Origin of the sequence: Vibrio sp. 070316B, assembly GCF_013114115.1 — a bacterium.
Lineage (GTDB): Bacteria > Pseudomonadota > Gammaproteobacteria > Enterobacterales > Vibrionaceae > Vibrio > Vibrio chagasii_B.
In genome coordinates this window covers 19,272-37,135 of the sequence record NZ_VTYC01000008.1, presented here as the reverse complement: position 1 = coordinate 37,135, position 17,864 = coordinate 19,272, and the positions used below count along the sequence as shown (strand labels likewise).

Genomic DNA, 17,864 nt, shown 5'->3' with positions numbered 1-17,864 from the left:
GCCAATGTTAACTACAGAAGCAGAAAAAGTAAGGGAAGCTTTGCTCGGGAAGGGACTAGAAACCCCAATGACATCGAGCGAAATGAACAATGACCAAAAGTACAACCGCATTAAAGGACTCTTAACAGAAGTGGTCAGTACACTTGGATTGGATTTGACCGATGACAGCCTCGCTGAAACACCTCATCGTATTGCAAAGATGTATGTTCACGAGATATTTTCAGGGCTCGACTACAATAATTTCCCTAAGGTCAGCGTGATAGATAATAAAATGTCGGTTGATGAGATGGTTAAGGTCTCGGATATAGATTTAACTTCGACGTGCGAACATCACTTCATTACCATCGATGGTTTAGCGCAGGTAGCCTATATCCCCAAATCCAAGATTCTTGGGCTTTCTAAAATAAACCGTATCGTGCGTTTTTTTGCTCAGCGTCCTCAAGTGCAAGAACGCCTAACTCAGCAAATCCTAGTCGCGATCCAAACTCTCGTTGAGACAGAAAATGTGGCTGTGACGATAAAAGCCACTCACTACTGCGTGAAGTCTCGAGGCGTTATGGATGCAAACTCGGAAACGACAACAACTGCGCTCGGTGGCAGCTTCAAAACTAACCCTCAAACTAGAGCTGAGTTCTTACGATGAGTGAAACGATACTGATAACCGGGGTGGGGAAGCGCCTCGGCTTCGCTTTAGCGCAACAACTTTTATCGGACGGGTATAAAGTGGTTGGCACATACCGAAGTAACTACCCTCAGCTGCAATTGCTACGTGACAATGGGGCAGACCTACAGCAGGTCGACTTCTATCAACAAAGTAGTTTAGAGAGCTTCCTTCATTACGTTGGTCAAGAATATAAGGCACTTCGAGCCATCGTTCATAACGCTTCCGACTGGAAGCCAGAGAGTAAGAAAGACCCCAGCGAAAACGCGTTACAAATCATGAATGATATGATGACGATTCACACCACCGTACCTTATCTGGTGAATTTAACACTCAAAGGCCAATTGATGTCTGGAGATCAAACTTCAGATATCATCCACATCAGTGACTATGTCGCAGAAAAAGGTAGTAAAAAACACATCGCTTATGCCGCCAGTAAAGCCGCACTCAATAACTTAACGCTTTCATTTTCAGCGATGCTGGCCCCTAAGGTGAAAGTGAATACCATCTCCCCAGCCATGGTTAAGTTCAATGAACATGACGACGAAGCGTACAAGGCCAAAGCATTGCAGAAAGCATTGATTCCAGCAGAGGCCGGCTTTGAGGAAATAACAGATGGCATTAAGTACGTGTTGGCTAGCCACTATATGACTGGGAGAACCTTGCACTTAGATGGCGGCAGACATTTGAAGTAAAGCTAGTGAGCTTTATGCTTAACGCGGCATAAGTAAAGTAATTGCGCTTATCCTATGGAGACGCAATACAAAATGACTCATAGGTCTATTTTCTGAACGTAGACTCGTGGTATTTAGATATCGAAAAGTGTCTTAACCAGCAACGATGAATGCTCGTGGGAAGACTGTGCGAGCTTTTTTGCGGCGCGCCGAAGACTCCCGCATCCTCTCGCAACTATCTAATCAAATCTTTGTTTAAACTGATAAATCAACCAGTAAAAAGCCCGAACTTTTAGATCTCAGTTGAATTCAAAAGAACGCCTTTTTCAATTAAGGGTAACGGTGTTGTCAAGCGATAGAACTTAATCTACGTTTTGTCGTGGAGAGATTTAACCATCAATCTTAGTTTCATTTAAAACTCGATTGAGGAGAACTAAGTGAGAAGGTACTCACACTTTCACGCACCCATTAAATAAAGGAATTAGAATGGAAATTGGTGGTTACGATGAATATCGTTACGAACAATTAAGGTCTGTCGGAGTCGGTAATATAGAAAAGCGACTAAAGTACTTAAAAATCAATGAAGCAGTGGAAAAAGAGTGTCTAGATGCGTTGCACCAAATGGCGTTACAAATCACTCAGACCTCATATGGAGCACATTGCCGTCAGAATGGAAATCCAATGGATTGGATAAATATGATGAGAGGCTTTGTTAACCAATTCAAAGTGGCGCAAAGTATGCGGCACAACTGGGCTCTACCTGACAGCATTAGATCGAAAGTCACTGCTCCCGAAGCTCAAGCATTGGTAGAACAAATGGAAATGGTTACGGCACTTTCTTACTATACGTTTAATTCTAGCGCGCTTAATACCGGAATGACTGGGTACACAACCAAGGGGAAAGCACTTGATACCCGTGCGGTTGACGTCTGGAATTCTTACAAAAAGTGGAGACAACACTCAACGTCACATGTCGATGTTCCTGTGTACCGTCAAATTACGATACCAAACCCGCAGAATTCAGCTTGGTGGAAGTATGCGGATGACATCGTCAACGGTGCTAATCCCAAAGGGCCAGTCGGAACCATTAAAAGTAGCCGTTATTTGTCCTGTAGTTTTCATAAAGGTTTTATCGAAGGCGCTTGTTTTCCCGTTTACAAAAATACAGAGGGAATTCTGAATTTTGTTATTCGTCGGGCTCAAGGTGTCAATATTAGTGCCTTCAGTGGTTACAATAGTACCAACCTCGCTAATCGCTTAGATGAAACTGCCGTTAGGCTTCTGAATTTAAATGATCCCTCTATCAATAGTGTTGCGAGCTATGAAAAGAAATACGTTAACGATGTAATCGAAAAGAGTAAGACCCTATATTTTGAACATCGTCGTAGAAATAAAATGAAGCAAGGGTTTGAGAACATGGCAAAGCTTATGGGGTTCAAGAGCAATGACTCAGCCATTGCTGTTCAAGCTGAGTTTTTATTACCACCTTCAGCTCAACTATCTGTAGACCGTATAGTCAAAAAACCAGCCTACTCAGGCGCAGCCAATGTACCTGTATTAGAAGTATATTGTACCTACGTAAGAAGCACAGAAAAGTCCAATGGCTTACCGCAAGTTTTGGCTCCGAGCGAGCAATCTATGTTCCTTGGTCCGACTAAACTTTACCCCGCAAATAGTTGATTTCATGTAAGCGTGACAAGCTAAGTTGGGTAGAGGGTGGCATTGAAGGTGGGTAATTGAATCTCCAATGCTCAATGTCTTCGCTACAGCCTCTTAATAAACAAAAGACCCTAAATAAAAACCTCTGCTCATGCTAAGCGTAATCAGAGGTTTTTTTGTATTAGCAGCCTATAAGCAATTAGCTATTTATCAGCGATCGAGGTGTATAGGCTTAATCTAGGCGCAAGGTCACTCCAGAGTAATTTGTGTACCCGCGAAGTAACACGTGATAGGTGACGCCCGGCAGAGCGCTGACACTGCATTGCTCATTATTACCGGTACGATAAGGACGACAATCATAGCTTGAGGTGCTTGGTTTACTGCCTGCTTTAACATATAGGTCTGCATCGCCAGATCCACCAGATATTGCGACCGTAACGTTGGATGCAGAATCTACGGAGAATGTGTAGAAGCTTTCAGAGTATTTGTTACCACTCAGGTTCGAGATAGGTGCCCCTTTGGTGAGTACATCGTCACCTGGAACCGTAGGGCCGCAGCTTGCATTGACGCCAACACTGTTAAACGCTTCTTCCACGTCGGCAACCGTATAACCCAGATCTGCAGCCGCTTTGGCTACGCCACATGCACCGGCATCAAAGGTACTGTTGGCTGTCCAATACAGTTGGTTGGCGACGGTAAAGATTTCAAAACCTTTGCGTACATCCCAGCCTGATTTGTTAGCTAAAAGGTAAAATGCTCGGTTATAAACACCGCTCGACAAGTGAACATTCAAACCATCGTAGTAATCAGAGGCGTGATCGATTGAACGACCATCTTTTGATGGTTGATCAAAGTAACGCAAGCCACCTTCCGATTTGAAGATATCGCTACCGACAATCCAATCCACATTTCCACGCAGATAGTATTCAGCCGCTTCGCCTGCGATGTCGGAGAAGGCCTCGTTTATGCCGCCTGACATGTTTCTGTAGACCAACCCGGAGTTTTGTTCGGTGAAACCATGGCTCACCTCATGCGCACTGACGTTGATGTCGACTAATGGGTAGAAGGTATTTTTACCGTCACCAAAAGTCATGGATGAACCATTCCAGAAGGCATTCTCATAATCGGTACTGTAGTGAACACGCATAGTGAGTTGGAATGATAAAGGCGATGTGTTCATCCACTCTTTGTACATATCAAAGACGACGTTTCCGAAATAATGCGCATCGTTAAGGGGAGAGTAGGCGCCATTCACGTATTTATGATCTGTGTAGTTGCTGTCATCGCTACAGTTGTAACTGTAGGCTGAACTACCAGAAGTTCTGTTATTCAAGTCGACCGTTTTCACTGCGTCGTTCTCTAACGTACATGTGGTCCCGGTTTTATCAATCGAGAATCCTGGAAAGTCAGTACCATATTCATATCGATTGGTTTTGGTATTACCACCAGGTCCAGTTCCCAAGGCTTTGGCGTGATTTAATCCGTTCCATTTTTGAAGTACTTCCCCCGTCATGGCATCAATAAAGAAGAAAGGACGTTCTGGGTAATTGGACGCGACAAAAAAATCGACCAAATACACTACCTGCGCGGTTTGGTTCTCATCGAGCCTGACAACTAACTTCGCATTTTTGTTTTCAATCGACTTTTTGCCGACGGTAAACGAGCGGTGGGAGTACAATGCAGCTTCGATGGCTTGCTCCTGATTCAATTTAGGCGCGATGTGTGATAGATCATCGCTGATCCCTTGCGCCATTGAACCAAATACTTGGGAGGGTTGGTTTTTGGATAGGGTGGCGACAACGGAGGTATTAAAGACGGGTAGACCAAAGTGGGTTTGTTGGTAGCGTACTTTGGTTTTTCCATTGGGCAGTACCACCCGTTTAACTTCAGAAAAACCTAGCTCTAGCGGTGCAATGCTCTTTGATTGAGCAATGAGGCTTTGTTGGAGTAGGCTATCATTCTCGATGGTGACCATTTCAGCAGCGTGTGCATTAAAGCCAAAAGATGTACCTAGAATAGCTGCTATTTTCCAGCTTAGTTGACGTTGTTGGTTCATTTCTTGTTCCTGATTTTATATAAACTCCTTCTTCCCAACGGCTAAATAGGAAGTCTATATGCAACACAGTAATGCCATGTGTTACGAATCAAGATTGGAAGAGCATTTCGGTTTATGACAAGTTTTTATTAGAGATTAAATTTTAGAGTATGTAATTCATAATTTACAAAAATAATTATTGATTTAATTGTTTTTAATGTTGGTGTTTCTATTTTAATGGTAATTATATGAAGTGAAAGATGTTATTAAACCTTAACTTGTTTCAATCGTGTTGATTTTTTAACCTGTTGATCCGGTTTTCTTAATTGCATTATTAACAATAATACTTGTAGCTATTATTATTGTTAATATAGTAATTAAAATATGCATCGCAAAATTAAATGACTTATTTGTAATTAAGCCTTGCGTTGGTAGGGTTACCTTCGATTTGAATTGCAAATTTAAGCTGTTTTTGCATAACCCCTTGTTATAAATGCTAATTAAAGTAACATTTTTACCGGGTATAATGGATAATGGATCATTTACTCCAATAACTAATAATAAATTTACAGAATTAAGTTCTACAAAATTAAAGGGAATCCAATGTTTAAGGTAGTTAGTTTATTTTTATCGATTTCAATTTTTTCAGTTGCTCAAGCCAATGAAACAGTAGAGTTTGAAACGGCTCAAGAGTTGTTGACTGTAATGGAAGTTGATAAGCAAATGTTAGGTGGCTTTGAGGCTATGTTGCCAATCGTTAATCAGTTAGCTAATAAACTCAAGCTGAACGCTCAAGAGACAGAAGAGCTTAAAGGGATTTACAGGGACTGGTTTGACAACGATATTGATCGAGTAAAAATGCGAACTGAAATAGCGAACCTTTATTCAAGACAATTCACGATGTCAGAAATGAAACAGATAATAGATTTTTATGGTACACCTATTGGAAAGAAACTTATTCAACAGTCGCCGGAGCTTACAAAGCTTGGAGCGCAGATTGGTATGGCTGAAGCTCAAAATAAGCAACATTTGCTAGTTGAAAAACTGACTCCTTTTATGGACGAGCATAGCAGCAAGTGATTAATTTCTAGATCACTGTTAGACCTGATATGGAGCAGCTATAACTGAAGCCTAGAATATGACCTCTTATCGGCTATTTGCTCGTATCAAGTAAAAACCAAGTTGCTCTCGAATAGGCTGATGAAGTGAGTCGCTGATACAAATTTCTTTTGCTTGAATCGTAATACATGGCATTTTTCCGTACATTACGATAAGCATATGATGTGTATGTGGACGTTCGGTGTGGAGCAGTATTGATTCTCCCACCGGACGTCAGTTTCATGGAGGAAACATGACAAGCGACCAACTATTGGAAAAGGCACTTTATAGCAGTGCTAGCATCCATCAACCTCATTCTCTAAAAGCTTATTTGTCTGCGAATTATCTAAATGGGTATTTCGCGAAATCAGACAATGTCTGGCTTAAAACGAGTGAGCTAATAAACCAAACCGAGATTGAGGTTTTAGGCGAGTATTCTGCAACGGTGCTAGCGCCAAAGTTTACGGATTTTCGTATTCATAGGATATTGGAAAGTGGGGTATACCCAGCGGCGTATGTTGCTTTAATGCAGTGGCATGAGAATAAGGGCTTTCAAGATATCTTCTCGCATTACGTTTCGCAGGCTTCTCAAATAAGTGAATATCTTTCCCACAATGTGACTATCTTATTGGCGCTTAATCGTGTTTACCGTGAGTTAGAGCCGTCTCAGATTCCAGCGTTCCTTAACCGCTTCACTGAATTTGTCACATCGACCCGTTCTGATGGCGACCAAAGCATTGATACAAGTGAAGTCGTAGAGCTGAAGAGCGTAGTACTAGCATGCTTAAAACAGTTTGGTTTCTTTGGGCACAACCTCATTACGCTTACGTGGATATTGCGTTGCAAGGAAGAGCTGTCGAAGGAGCAATATGACGCAATGCTTTTTAATCTCTATCGACAGGCCAATAGCCCATTAGAAGATCCAGACGATGAGATTGATCAAGCTATCTTAGCGCAGTGTCAAAGCTCAGATAATTCAGATGAGTTCTATAACAATGTCCACCGATTAGTTTTTAAGTATACGTCGAATCTGCACCAGATAACCCTAGCGGATGCATTGTGTTTTCTTCACGAACAATTCCCTGCACATACTGCTGAGCTAAAATGTGTCGCAGAGTATCAGTGTCGTTTATTAGAAAGGTTAATTTAATTAAGGTGTTGCAGCTAAAATTATGCAACGTCAGCAATCTAGGAGGGGACATGAAAAAGCTATTTATTGGCTTAATTTTACTGGTTTCGACGAGTGTAATACCATCTGAAAACGTTCCGGAAATGTCGATTAAAAATGGCTATGTTGAACCTTTCCAAATGTTAGATAATGTTTATTACGTTGGTGATAGGTGGGTGTCGTCTTATGCGGTAGAGACTTCAAAGGGATTAGTTCTGATTGATACACTCGATTTCCCTTATTCGCTATGGATACCAATTAATCTAGAAAAGCTTGGATTACAAGATAAGGCAATCACGCATATTTTGGTCACTCACGGCCATTCTGATCATGCTGGTGGAGCGCAATATCTTCAGTCTGAATATGGCTCAAAAGTTGTGATGACGCAGAAGGGCTACGAATTAGCCATTGCTCAAGCCAATAAAAGCAGCGGTAAGAATACCTTTTTGCCTCCCCAAGTAGAGTTATTTGTGCAAGACAGTAGCAGCCTTAGCGTTGGTGAAGACGAGTTTAAGTTTTACCTTACACCCGGCCACACGGAAGGGGACTATTCAATAGATCTTATGGTGAAGGACAAGGGTATATCGTATCGCGCATTTGTTGTTGGCGGACACAGTATAAATGCACGAGATCCAAAGCTAGCGAAGCAGTTCTTCGAGAGCATGGACAGAGTCCGAGAGATCGCTTTGCAGCCGCCTGTAGTGAGTGTGAATTTGTCTAACCATCCACATAAGAATCATTTATTCGCTAATCGTGAGAAACGAAATGTCGATGATTCGAATAACCCGTTCATTAGCGAGAGCAACTTCTTTAGCTTCATAGAGCAGCAAGAGGCTTTAGCGAAAGAGAAGCTTAGCCAAGCGGAATTTCGGGTTAGCGCGGAAGCTTCATCCCCAGAGGAGCAGTAGGTCATTTGCCGCTGTCTGCATATCTTGTCTAAGTTGAACTTTGTGTTCATATCTTAATAGGTTAAGTTTATTGTCTGTGTCGTACCATTTGTTTAGTCGGCGCAGTATTCTTTCTCGAAAACAAGAGATTTCATGGCTGACAACGCAGTAGAGCAAGCAATCGAAAACATCCGATTGAAATCACAAGGTACTGATTGTTTAACGAATTGCTCGGTGACGATCAACTTCCATCCCGATCGTTATACGTCTGGCAATAAACCTTTGCTCGAAGCGATTGCTGAAGATGGTTGTTTGAAGTCTCAATTTGAAACGGGCACCAGCAATGGTGGTATGACGGCTTATCCCGGTGGTGATCGTTGGCATTGGGAAAAGCGCGTGTTCGACGGCGCGTATGATGATGCTCCGAACACGCTTAGGCCGAAGTATGGTGCACTGAACTACCGAAATTACGAAACAGGTGCGTCACCTCGTTTTGGATCTTGTTATTTCCAACTGAAAGCGGAGACCTTGGAACGAACTACGTTCTGCTATCCAGACAGTTTCTTTGAGCCAGAAGACTTCGCAGTTTCTAATCGCGTAAAAGTGCTGATTGATAAGGCATCGTCATCGGATGTCGATTTGCTTGATGATTATATCGAGGCGCATGTTCATGGGGTTATCTCTCTGAAAGGCGATATTGAATGCCTTGTATTAGACCCTATTTACCGCTCGACGATTATTGAAGAACACGCGGTGAAATTGGGCGTTCCGATAAAGTGGCACAATGGATACGAGTTAAGCCTAGAAGAGATGAGTCGCTACCCAGATTATCGCGGCCAGTCGTTTATCGAACTCGCAAAAAAGTTAGCGGTGAACGGCAAGATCAATGCGAAAATACTGGGGCTAGCCGTGACAGAGCAAGGTTATGACCAACAAGACGTAAAGAAGGTTTGGCATTACTTGGCTCGGTTTGGTTATAAATCAGAATAAGCCTCTCTAATCGGAGAGTAGGTTATTGGGAGGTTGTTAATCGTACCTCCCAGTATTTAGCGGAAACCCGCAAGCAAAAACTATAGTCGGTAGGATTTTAAATGAGTGAGATCGCTCGCTTTATCTCTGGTGAAGTGCCAGACAAATTTGGTCGTAATATTGAACGGTTGTTAGCTTATAATCACTTTTGGTTGGAGCACGACCATAAGTATATTCAAGTGTTTTTCCCAATCGTGAAGGGACTAAGTTTAATCAACATGCACCGTTGGTGACTCAAGAAGACAGGGCGATTTTTGCTAACTCAGAAGATCTGCGCACAGCTCATCTACAAGTGCTTGACCTGATGCTTGAGTTTTGGGGAATGCAGCGAGATGGAAGTGAGATATCGTCATTGTTGCCACTTAGCCCAGCCAACCATGTATGGTTGAAGAATCACGACCATAACCAGCTTCGACTAACGCGAGCCATTCGCAGTTTATACTTGTTAGGCAATGAAGAGGTTGCAACCAACTTATGTGACTTCTTGATCACAGCGGCCAATGATACGGGTTCTGTCTCTGATAAAACGGTGCAATATTGGCGTAATGCCTTGGAAGGTTAGTTTTTCTGTTCAGAGCTTTCGGAACTGAACATAATTGATTCCCAATGCGCGGTATTCTCGTGCGATGCCGCTTTCTCTATATTCAACATTTGAATGCAATTTGTGGTATACATCAAAGTTGATATCATCTCGGTTAACTTATTATTTTTCATTATGTTAGGGTGCTTCTAGTTTTTTAAGAAGGCGACTAGATTATGAAAAAGGGATTTGTCATCGCTGTATCAATTGGCTGTGTTGTCTTCTTCCTCGTTGGCCGCGAACTTCAATGGTTCGGGTCCAGTAATTCTGAGTCATTTCCTAAACTGCCGAATCGCCCTCAATTTGTACCATCTACTGACTTTGACGGTGAGTGGCTAGGTCGCCGTGTTAACACCACAGGCAATAATATGTGTGAGCGAACAACCATCACAGGATACATTCGTGAAGGTAAAGCCACTTTGAGGCTTACCTACAACGGAACAGCATTAGAGGGTTGGGTTTCAGAAAGCGGTGAATTACGGTTATATGCGAAACATCGCCAGTGGGACTATCGCTTTTCAGCAACAGGCAGCGACATGCGGTTTGATGGTCGTTGGTATTTAACCAATGGCCCGTGCCAAGGAGCTTGGTTTATAGAAAAGGTCGATGCTAAGTCCTAATCGCGAATCAGTGAGAACCGAAAGGGTATTAAATGAAAATTAGAACTGCAGAGTTGTCCGATATAGCCGCAATTACTTGCATCTTCAATTTCTATATTGAGAATACTAACGCGCGCTTTGAAGAAGAGAAGTTTTCGTTGGAAAATCGACAGCAATGGTTCTCTCAATTTTCGAGTGATAGTAAATATCAACGTTATGTCGCAACCGAAAACGACTCGCTACTTGGTTTCGCATGCTCTCAACCGTACAGAGCAACATCAGCATTTGAAGATACAGCCGAAGTCACAATTTATTTAGCTGAAGATGCAAAAGGTAAAGGGATAGGCTCTAAGTTGTATTCTCAGCTCTTCGCATCAATCATTGATTTCGGTGTTCATCGCGTCCTTTCCGGTGTGGCATTACCCAATGAGGCATCGATCGCACTACATAAGCATTTTGGCTTTCGAGAAGTTGGTGTGTTCAATGAATATGCAAAGAAAAATGGCAAATACATCAGTTCAATGTGGTTGGAAAAGGCTTTAGATGCGGATATTCCCCTTAAATCCTCTTAACGTTCTTGATTCAATACTTATAACATTTTTTGATGCTGTATTAGGAAGCAACTTGAAAACAAAGGACACAATATGGAAGTAAAGTTGGTCAAAGGTTCAGACCCTAAGTTCGCTGAATCGATCACCAAAACGAATATGGCGCCTTACTACGATACGCGCGGGATCGTTTGGGGTCATGAGCAGTTTTTACGCAGTTGGGACGAGTTAGATAACTATGAAGTTTATGTAGGTGATATGCGTATTGGTGTTGTCCGCTTTAGTTATACCAGTGACATCACGTTCCTTCGAGATTTACAGATATTAGCCGAATACCAAGGTAAAGGTTTTGGCTCTAAGTGTTTGGATTTAGTGATTGCACATGCGAGCAGTCAGGCATCGAATCAGTTAGTGCTGCGTGTATTCAGTGAGAACCCTGCGATTAAGCTTTACCAATCAAAAGGTTTTACAAAAATTTCTGAAGTGAAGGGGCTTGTTGAAATGGAGCTGCAATTAACTGGACTATAAAGGAAACGAAATGGTTGAACGTATAAATTATCAAGGCTTGCCATCAATTGCTGGGCCTTATGTTCACGCGACAAAGCACAACGGTACGCTCTATGTCTCTGGTTTGACTGCTTACGGCACAAGTTCACAGGATCAAGGAATTGGTGAGCAGACGAACGAGATACTTAGTCAGATCAAGCAAATACTAGAGCATGAACAGCGAGCAGTCAGTGATCTTATTAAGCTGACGATCTTTATCTGTGATATGTCTGAACTAGGCAGTCTTCGAGAATTATTGTTCGACTTTTATGGAGAGTATCTTCCAGCTTGTTCTCTAGTCGAGGTATCTAAATTGATTCACCCTGATTTAAAGGTTGAAATTGAAATAACGGCAGCACTCTAAGCAGACATATCAATATAAACGTAACGGTCACACCTCTAATCACCTTCATGATCGCGAGAAATCTATGAACAGCCGTATCAAGTTGAATTATATTAAGTATGCATTTTTCGAGTTGTTATTCGTAGCTGCTCTAGTGGCGCTGGTGTATTGGTTATCCGGCGGGGATAATCAAACCTTGCGGACCACTGGGTTGATATTCCCTGTTGCTGTAGCGATAAAGACGGTAGGGCTTTGGTGGAAGCTCCACAACATTTCATTCGAAATCTCCAACGGTTATGTTCTTTTCGACGGCTACGCTTGCGATATCAAGTTACAGGGAAGTATTCTTCCTTTTGGTATTGGCTCATTTATCAAGCTTTCCTACACAAAAGGTGCGATGCAAAAACGTAACATCTACCTTCCGAAAGGCGCAATGAACAAAGAAGAGTGGACCCGTGTGTTAGCGTGTCGAAGATAGTTCTATTGCTTTAGTTTGTGTTGTGCGTCAGTTTGTATTTCAGATTTAGTTCGTGTGCTAGTATCGCCTTTTTTGCATCGAGCTAATTTATGACCAACGACCATTTCAAAGGCAAATATGAGGTTGAGCTGAAGTATCGACTTAGTTCTAAGTCTGAGTTCTTGAAAACTTTGAGCCTAATGCCTCATCAAGTAATGCTGCAAGACAATCAGGAATGTGATTGGTATTTCGATAGCCCTGATAGAAGCTTACAGGCTCAGAACAAAAGCTTGTGTATTCGCACTATGGAGCCCTCAGGAATTAAGCTATGGATCGTAAAAGGCCCAGAGTCTGACCGATGTGAAGCGACAAATATCACCGACGCGTCGAATGCTAAGAGTATGCTAGAGAACTTGGGATACGAAGTGATTCTTAAAGCGCAGAAAACTCGCAGTATCTACTTTGTTGGAGAATTCCATATCACGGTCGATTGTCTTGCGGGTATCGGTGATTTTGCCGAATTTGCAATTATGACGGACGATGAATCTAAGTTGTCTGTGTATAAAAGTGATCTTGAGTTGTTAGCCAATAAATTTGGGTTGACTGAATCGGCACTGCAAACTCAGTCTTACAAACAGATGTTCGAAGAAATGAACGCATAGCACAGCGCTTAAGCGTCAAGGAGAGTTATGGACACCATTATCAAACAAGCCATCGAGTTGCGAAAAGAAGAAAAGTACCAAGCGTCGCGTGACTTACTGGCAACGCTACTCACTGATGAAAACTATGCAGCAAAGGCGCACTTGCAGATAGCTTGGTCTTACGACAACCAAGGTCAAGAACAGCAGGCGATTGAGCATTATGTTTTGTCTTTGCAAGGGAGGCTTTCTTCGGTAGAGCGCTTTGATGCGTTGTTTGGCTTAGCAAGCACTTACCGAAGCCTAGGTCAGTATACTGAGGCTTTAAGCTATTTCGAACAGACTATGTCTGAGTATCCTGATTCCCTTGAAGTTCAGCCGTTCTACGCAATGTGTTTGTACAACTTAGGTCGACATAAAGAGGCGACGTCTCTGTTGCTTGAGTTGCTGGTTTCTACGACCAATAGTGAGGCGATCAAAGAGTACCAACGAGCGATCTCCTTATACGCTCAAGATTTAGATAAAACTTGGTAAGCTGCTGACAATAAAGCTCATCTGTTTGCTTAAAATCGATGAGCTTAGCCTTGCTTTACTTTCTTTGGACGAAACTTTCTGCCGTCCATAATATTCAAAGACATCAGTGTTAGATTGGTCGCACCAGCTATCAGTTCTAAAACCTGAACACCATAAAACACTGAGTCGAACTCTCCTAAACTTGCCCATTGATTCAAAAAGTACGCGGCTGGAATCAAAATAACGATCCCGTTGAACGCGATAATTGGCATGCGTTTACTTTTACGTTCAACTATTTTCCCTTTACGTTGTTTTGCCATAGATGCACCGGTCGCACCAGTGATAGCAATGGCAGGGACAAGAACAAACAAGCCCGGAAAAACGATCATCGATTTGACTAGTTTCACTGATTCCAAAGTACCAAACAGCTCTACAAGTAGTGTGCTGGTAAAGAATGTAGCGACACACAGTGTTGCTGTTAATGCCGCTATTCTGTGAATTATTGGTTTCATATCATTTGCGCCTTTATTTTGGTAACATGTTGTCAATTTGGTTTGAGTCTAATTTAATGACAGCATATTGTCAAAGTGAGTGTTATGGATACGAATGGAGAAGTTTTCACAAAGATCGCACTAGAGATCTTTAAGGTCAGTGGTCTATTGAATGCTGAGGGTGACAAATTAACCGAAGAATTCGGGTTAAGCAGTGCCAGATGGAAAGTGATGGGGGCGATCGAAAAGTCCGATGAGCTGGTCACGGTTTCTCAAATTGCTCGTATTATGGGGCAAAGCAGACAAGCGACACAGCGTGTTACCGACATCATGGTGAAAGATGGCCTGCTAACTTGGCTTGATAACCCGAATCACAAAAAAGCAAAGTTGGTTAACATGACTGAAAAGGGCAAGGAAGCGTATTCGCTATTAGATAAAAAACAGGAAGTATGGGCAGAAAGTGGCGCAGAAGGCATTGAAAGAGACGAGCTGGATAAGGCACTAATTACTCTGAAGAAGATGGCTACCTTCTTAGATAGATAAGAGTTTGATAGATAAGAGATTAGATAAATGGAGAGTGGCAGTTGAGAAGAATACAGAAGCCTAAGCACCATTCGATACTTAGGCTTCAAGATTTAGCTTTTCTATTTAGATTAGTCGTTAAGCTGAAAGCTCTTTACGAACTATCTCTGCGCCAGCACTTAGCGCATTGAGCTTCGCTGAGGCAATTTCGCGAGTTAGGGGAGCCATGCCACAGTTGGTGCAAGGGTAGAGCTTGTCTGCATCAACATACTTAAGTGTTTCTCTTAGAGTGCTCGCTACTTCTTCCGGTGTTTCAATCGAATCGGTTGCAACATCGATCGCACCGACCATGACTTTCTTGCCTCGCACTAGTTCAAGCAGCTCAAGAGGTACATGAGAGTTGTGACACTCTAAAGAGATAATATCGATATTTGATTGCTGCAGCTTAGGAAATACCTCTTCGTATTGGCGCCACTCAGTGCCTAATGTCTTCTTCCAATCTGTGTTTGCTTTGATTCCGTAGCCATAGCAAATGTGTACTGCGGTTTCGCATTTAAGCCCTTCAATGGCCCTTTCTAAACAAGCGATACCCCAATCATTCACTTCATCAAAGAACACGTTAAATGCAGGCTCATCGAACTGAATAATATCAACGCCTGCAGCTTCTAATTCTTTGGCTTCTTCGTTGAGGATCTTTGCAAATTCCCACGCCAGTTTTTCACGGCTTTGGTAATGTGCATCGTAAAGTGTATCTATCATGGTCATAGGACCCGGCAGAGCCCATTTGATCGGTTGGTCGGTTTGCTGACGTAAGAATTTCGCATCTTCAACAAACACGGATTTCTGACGAGAAACTGGGCCAACCACTGTCGGTACACTTGCATCATAACGATCTCGGATCTTAACGGTTTCACGCTTTTCAAAATCAACACCATTCAAGTGTTCAATGAAGGTCGTTACAAAGTGTTGGCGGGTTTGTTCGCCATCACTCACGATATCGATGCCTGCTTGCTGTTGTTCATGCAGAGACACACGCAGCGCATCTTGTTTGCCGTCTGTGAGTTCATCGCCTTCCAGTTTCCATGGAGACCAAAGTGTTTCTGGCTGTGCTAGCCAAGACGGCTTAGGCAAGCTGCCTGCTGTTGAAGTCGGTAATAGTGTTTTCATAATAATTCTGCCTGTCCTTAGATTCCAAAAGTGGAGCGTATGTTTCCTATTGCGAGTAAAATCGAACGATTACAGCGCGTAGTTGGCAGACCAGTTTTCTAGTACCGACTGGTATGGCTTAATGAAGTTTTCTTCTGCGAACTTACCTTGTTCAACAGCTAGCTTGCTTCGTTCTTCACGGTCATACACGATTTGAGTCAGTGAGTGATCCAAGTTTTTCAAGTTTGGTTGGTAACAGTTACCTGCAACAGCATTCGCGTTGTAGATTTCAGGGCGGTAGATTTTCTGGAACGTACCCATGGTACTGATGGTGCTTATAAGCTCTAGGTTAGAGTAATCGTTCAGCAGATCACCAAAGAAATAGAAAGCCAGAGGAGCAACACTATTTGGCGGCATGAAATAACGAACCTGTAATCCCATCTTCTTGAAATATTGTTCAGTTAAAGAAGACTCGTTAGGTTGGTATTCAAAGCCTAATACAGGGTGTTGATTTTCAGTTCGGTAATAGGTTTTATTATCTGAAACACTCAAACAAATAACAGGTGGTTTCTTAAAGTTCTCTTTGTACGCTTGAGAGTTAACGAAATATTTAAACAGCTTGCCGTGCAAATCACCAAAATCGGCTGGAATACTGAATTTATCTTGGCCTTTATTGTGATCTAAAAGTAATACGCTGAAATCATAATCTCGAACATAAGAAGAGAAGTTATTCCCGATAATACCTTCAATGCGCTCATTCGTTTTGTGGTCCAGAATATTGGTTTTTAGCACTTCAATTGAAGGGAATGCTTCGCCGTTGCTTTCAATGTCCATATCAACAGAAATGATTTCAAGCTCAACAGAGTAGCGGTCGCCCTTAGGGTTATCCCAATGAGCTAAGGCATTGAAGCTATTATCAATCATCTGTAAAGCGTTACGTAAGTTCGCTTGGCGGCTTTCACCGCGAGCCAAGTTAGCAAAGTTTGTTGTGATACGTGTACTGTCTGCGGGTGTGTAGTTTTCGTCGAGGCTGATGCTCTTAATCGTAAAATTAAATTCGTTATTCATACTGTTCTGACTTCCCAATTCGTTGTCTGACTTTCTCTCGGTCTTTTATATCAGTGCGTTATTTTCGCTTGTGACCATATTAAGAGTGCTGGCTATATTCTTTAAATATGTCGCATTAAGTTAATCGCTTAATATTTTTATACTTGGAAGGTGGGAGGATTAACAATGGTAATACTTCACAATCAACATGAGGAATATTCATGATCTATCTGTTTGAAAATCAAAGCTGGTGTCAGTTATATTAATTATCTTGATGGAAATATAACCACATTAATTGTGTGTTATTTAAGACAATTAATTTAATTAAGAGATGGATGAAATGAGTGAATTGCTGTTGTTGATTTTCTACTGTGCGTTATTAGGCAGTGGTGTTGGGTTTCTAGCCGGTTTGTTAGGCATTGGCGGAGGGCTGATCATTGTGCCGGTGCTAAGCAGCATTTTACTGTATTTAGACGTTCTACCGTCCGACCAAGTTGTTGTTGCTGCAATTGCCACTTCGCTGGCCTCGATTCTATTTACTTCAACTTCTTCTGCGCTAGCTCATCATAAGAATGGAAATGTGCCTTGGAATATTGCGCCTTGGATCATGCTTGGTGTTGCTCTGGGCGCACTGATTAGTGGTTTTATGGCGGCTCTGTTGCCCGAGAAAGTTGTTCGTATTGTGTTTGCCGTGAGCGTGGTTCTTATTGCGATCAAGATGTTCTTAAGCAGCAAAAATGACGCACCTAAGGAACGAAAGCTACCGAATAAAGGTGTATTAACGGTTCTGACGACCATTACTGGCGGCTTGTCTGCAATGATAGGGATTGGTGGCGGTGCATTGCTGGTCCCGCTATTAACGTTCTTTTCGGTCGATATGAAAAAGGCGATCGGTTGTGCGTCTGCGTGTGGCATTGTGATCGCGCTATTTGGCTCAATCGGCTACATCGCATCGGGCAGCAGCCACTTTGCGCTAACCGACGGTTTTGCTGGCTTTGTTTATCTGCCTGCGCTGCTGGGTATTGTGTGCACGTCTTGGTTCACCGCACCTTTAGGTGCAAAAGCAACAAACCATTTACCCGTTCCAACCATCAAGAAGATCTTCTCAGTACTGTTGGTTGTTATCGCGGCAAGTATGGTGGCTCGTTAATTGAAGATCGTTCAAGTATCAATATATAGAGCAAAACCGAATAAATTGATCAACCACCAATAATGAGAAAAGG

General features: G+C 42.4%; 20 protein-coding genes and 1 pseudogene. 17 read left to right on the top strand and 4 right to left on the bottom strand.

What is annotated here, in order from left to right; translation table 11 throughout:
- Positions 1 to 4: 4 nt before the first annotated feature.
- The 3 genes from folE (at position 5) to F0251_RS08665 (ending at position 3,015) form a co-directional block, all read left to right on the top strand.
- Positions 5 to 643, top strand: coding sequence for a GTP cyclohydrolase I FolE (folE, locus tag F0251_RS08675; protein WP_171730797.1), 639 nt, complete (start codon positions 5 to 7; stop codon positions 641 to 643).
- Positions 640 to 1,356 carry a dihydromonapterin reductase gene (gene folM / locus F0251_RS08670; RefSeq protein ID WP_171730796.1) on the top strand — a complete coding sequence of 239 codons (717 nt, stop codon included), beginning with the start codon at positions 640 to 642 and terminating at the stop codon, positions 1,354 to 1,356. The genes folE and folM overlap by 4 nt, the downstream gene beginning before the upstream one ends.
- 465 nt (positions 1,357 to 1,821) lie before the next feature.
- Positions 1,822 to 3,015 carry a hypothetical protein gene (locus F0251_RS08665; protein ID WP_171730795.1) on the top strand — a complete coding sequence of 398 codons (1,194 nt, stop codon included), beginning with the start codon at positions 1,822 to 1,824 and terminating at the stop codon, positions 3,013 to 3,015.
- A 211-nt stretch (positions 3,016 to 3,226) separates the two neighbouring features.
- On the opposite strand, the gene F0251_RS08660 is transcribed toward F0251_RS08665, so the two are convergent.
- Positions 3,227 to 5,050 carry a M4 family metallopeptidase gene (locus tag F0251_RS08660; RefSeq protein ID WP_061032674.1) on the bottom strand — a complete coding sequence of 608 codons (1,824 nt, stop codon included), beginning with the start codon at positions 5,048 to 5,050 and terminating at the stop codon, positions 3,227 to 3,229.
- A gap of 582 nt (positions 5,051 to 5,632) precedes the next feature.
- On the opposite strand from F0251_RS08660, the gene F0251_RS08655 reads away from it, so the two are divergent.
- The 12 genes and pseudogenes from F0251_RS08655 (at position 5,633) to F0251_RS08600 (ending at position 13,456) form a co-directional block, all read left to right on the top strand.
- The gene (locus tag F0251_RS08655) at positions 5,633 to 6,109 is read left to right on the top strand and encodes a DUF2059 domain-containing protein (protein WP_061032673.1); all 477 of its coding nucleotides are present in this window, start codon (positions 5,633 to 5,635) and stop codon (positions 6,107 to 6,109) included.
- Between the two features lie 271 nt (positions 6,110 to 6,380).
- The gene (locus F0251_RS08650) at positions 6,381 to 7,277 is read left to right on the top strand and encodes a hypothetical protein (RefSeq protein ID WP_061032672.1); all 897 of its coding nucleotides are present in this window, start codon (positions 6,381 to 6,383) and stop codon (positions 7,275 to 7,277) included.
- A gap of 50 nt (positions 7,278 to 7,327) precedes the next feature.
- Positions 7,328 to 8,203 carry an MBL fold metallo-hydrolase gene (locus F0251_RS08645; protein ID WP_061032671.1) on the top strand — a complete coding sequence of 292 codons (876 nt, stop codon included), beginning with the start codon at positions 7,328 to 7,330 and terminating at the stop codon, positions 8,201 to 8,203.
- A 132-nt stretch (positions 8,204 to 8,335) separates the two neighbouring features.
- Complete coding sequence (locus tag F0251_RS08640; protein ID WP_061032670.1) at positions 8,336 to 9,172, top strand: DUF3626 domain-containing protein; 837 nt, start codon at positions 8,336 to 8,338, stop codon at positions 9,170 to 9,172.
- Positions 9,173 to 9,273: 101 nt separating this feature from the next.
- Positions 9,274 to 9,773 (top strand): annotated as a pseudogene (locus F0251_RS08635) (opioid growth factor receptor-related protein).
- A 194-nt stretch (positions 9,774 to 9,967) separates the two neighbouring features.
- A complete protein-coding gene (locus F0251_RS08630; protein WP_061032668.1) occupies positions 9,968 to 10,411 on the top strand; it encodes a hypothetical protein in 444 nt (147 codons plus the stop codon).
- Positions 10,412 to 10,443: 32 nt separating this feature from the next.
- Positions 10,444 to 10,962 carry a GNAT family N-acetyltransferase gene (locus F0251_RS08625; RefSeq protein WP_171730794.1) on the top strand — a complete coding sequence of 173 codons (519 nt, stop codon included), beginning with the start codon at positions 10,444 to 10,446 and terminating at the stop codon, positions 10,960 to 10,962.
- A 72-nt stretch (positions 10,963 to 11,034) separates the two neighbouring features.
- On the top strand, positions 11,035 to 11,466 hold the full coding sequence (locus F0251_RS08620) for an N-acetyltransferase (RefSeq protein WP_116871968.1): 432 nt from the start codon (positions 11,035 to 11,037) through the stop codon (positions 11,464 to 11,466).
- Positions 11,467 to 11,476: 10 nt separating this feature from the next.
- Complete coding sequence (locus F0251_RS08615) at positions 11,477 to 11,848, top strand: RidA family protein (RefSeq protein ID WP_116871969.1); 372 nt, start codon at positions 11,477 to 11,479, stop codon at positions 11,846 to 11,848.
- A gap of 64 nt (positions 11,849 to 11,912) precedes the next feature.
- Positions 11,913 to 12,305, top strand: coding sequence for a hypothetical protein (locus F0251_RS08610; protein ID WP_061032665.1), 393 nt, complete (start codon positions 11,913 to 11,915; stop codon positions 12,303 to 12,305).
- An 89-nt stretch (positions 12,306 to 12,394) separates the two neighbouring features.
- The gene (gene cyaB / locus F0251_RS08605) at positions 12,395 to 12,946 is read left to right on the top strand and encodes a class IV adenylate cyclase (RefSeq protein WP_061032664.1); all 552 of its coding nucleotides are present in this window, start codon (positions 12,395 to 12,397) and stop codon (positions 12,944 to 12,946) included.
- A gap of 27 nt (positions 12,947 to 12,973) precedes the next feature.
- On the top strand, positions 12,974 to 13,456 hold the full coding sequence (locus F0251_RS08600) for a tetratricopeptide repeat protein (RefSeq protein ID WP_061032663.1): 483 nt from the start codon (positions 12,974 to 12,976) through the stop codon (positions 13,454 to 13,456).
- A gap of 44 nt (positions 13,457 to 13,500) precedes the next feature.
- Here F0251_RS08600 and F0251_RS08595 read toward each other — a convergent pair whose 3' ends face one another.
- Complete coding sequence (locus tag F0251_RS08595; protein ID WP_105057222.1) at positions 13,501 to 13,947, bottom strand: hypothetical protein; 447 nt, start codon at positions 13,945 to 13,947, stop codon at positions 13,501 to 13,503.
- Between the two features lie 84 nt (positions 13,948 to 14,031).
- Here F0251_RS08595 and F0251_RS08590 point away from each other — a divergent pair, with 84 nt between their 5' ends.
- Positions 14,032 to 14,469, top strand: a complete 438-nt coding sequence (locus tag F0251_RS08590) for a MarR family winged helix-turn-helix transcriptional regulator (protein ID WP_061032661.1) — start codon at positions 14,032 to 14,034, stop codon at positions 14,467 to 14,469.
- 117 nt (positions 14,470 to 14,586) lie between these two features.
- On the opposite strand, the gene F0251_RS08585 is transcribed toward F0251_RS08590, so the two are convergent.
- Both F0251_RS08585 and F0251_RS08580 read right to left on the bottom strand, forming a co-directional pair.
- Positions 14,587 to 15,615 carry a methionine synthase gene (locus tag F0251_RS08585; RefSeq protein ID WP_105057221.1) on the bottom strand — a complete coding sequence of 343 codons (1,029 nt, stop codon included), beginning with the start codon at positions 15,613 to 15,615 and terminating at the stop codon, positions 14,587 to 14,589.
- A 69-nt stretch (positions 15,616 to 15,684) separates the two neighbouring features.
- The gene (locus F0251_RS08580) at positions 15,685 to 16,662 is read right to left on the bottom strand and encodes a DUF1852 domain-containing protein (RefSeq protein WP_061032659.1); all 978 of its coding nucleotides are present in this window, start codon (positions 16,660 to 16,662) and stop codon (positions 15,685 to 15,687) included.
- A 319-nt stretch (positions 16,663 to 16,981) separates the two neighbouring features.
- Between F0251_RS08580 and F0251_RS08575 the strand changes: the two genes are divergently transcribed.
- Entirely contained in the window at positions 16,982 to 17,791 is an 810-nt protein-coding gene (locus F0251_RS08575) for a sulfite exporter TauE/SafE family protein (RefSeq protein ID WP_061032658.1), read from the top strand.
- The last annotated feature ends 73 nt before the right edge of the window (positions 17,792 to 17,864 follow it).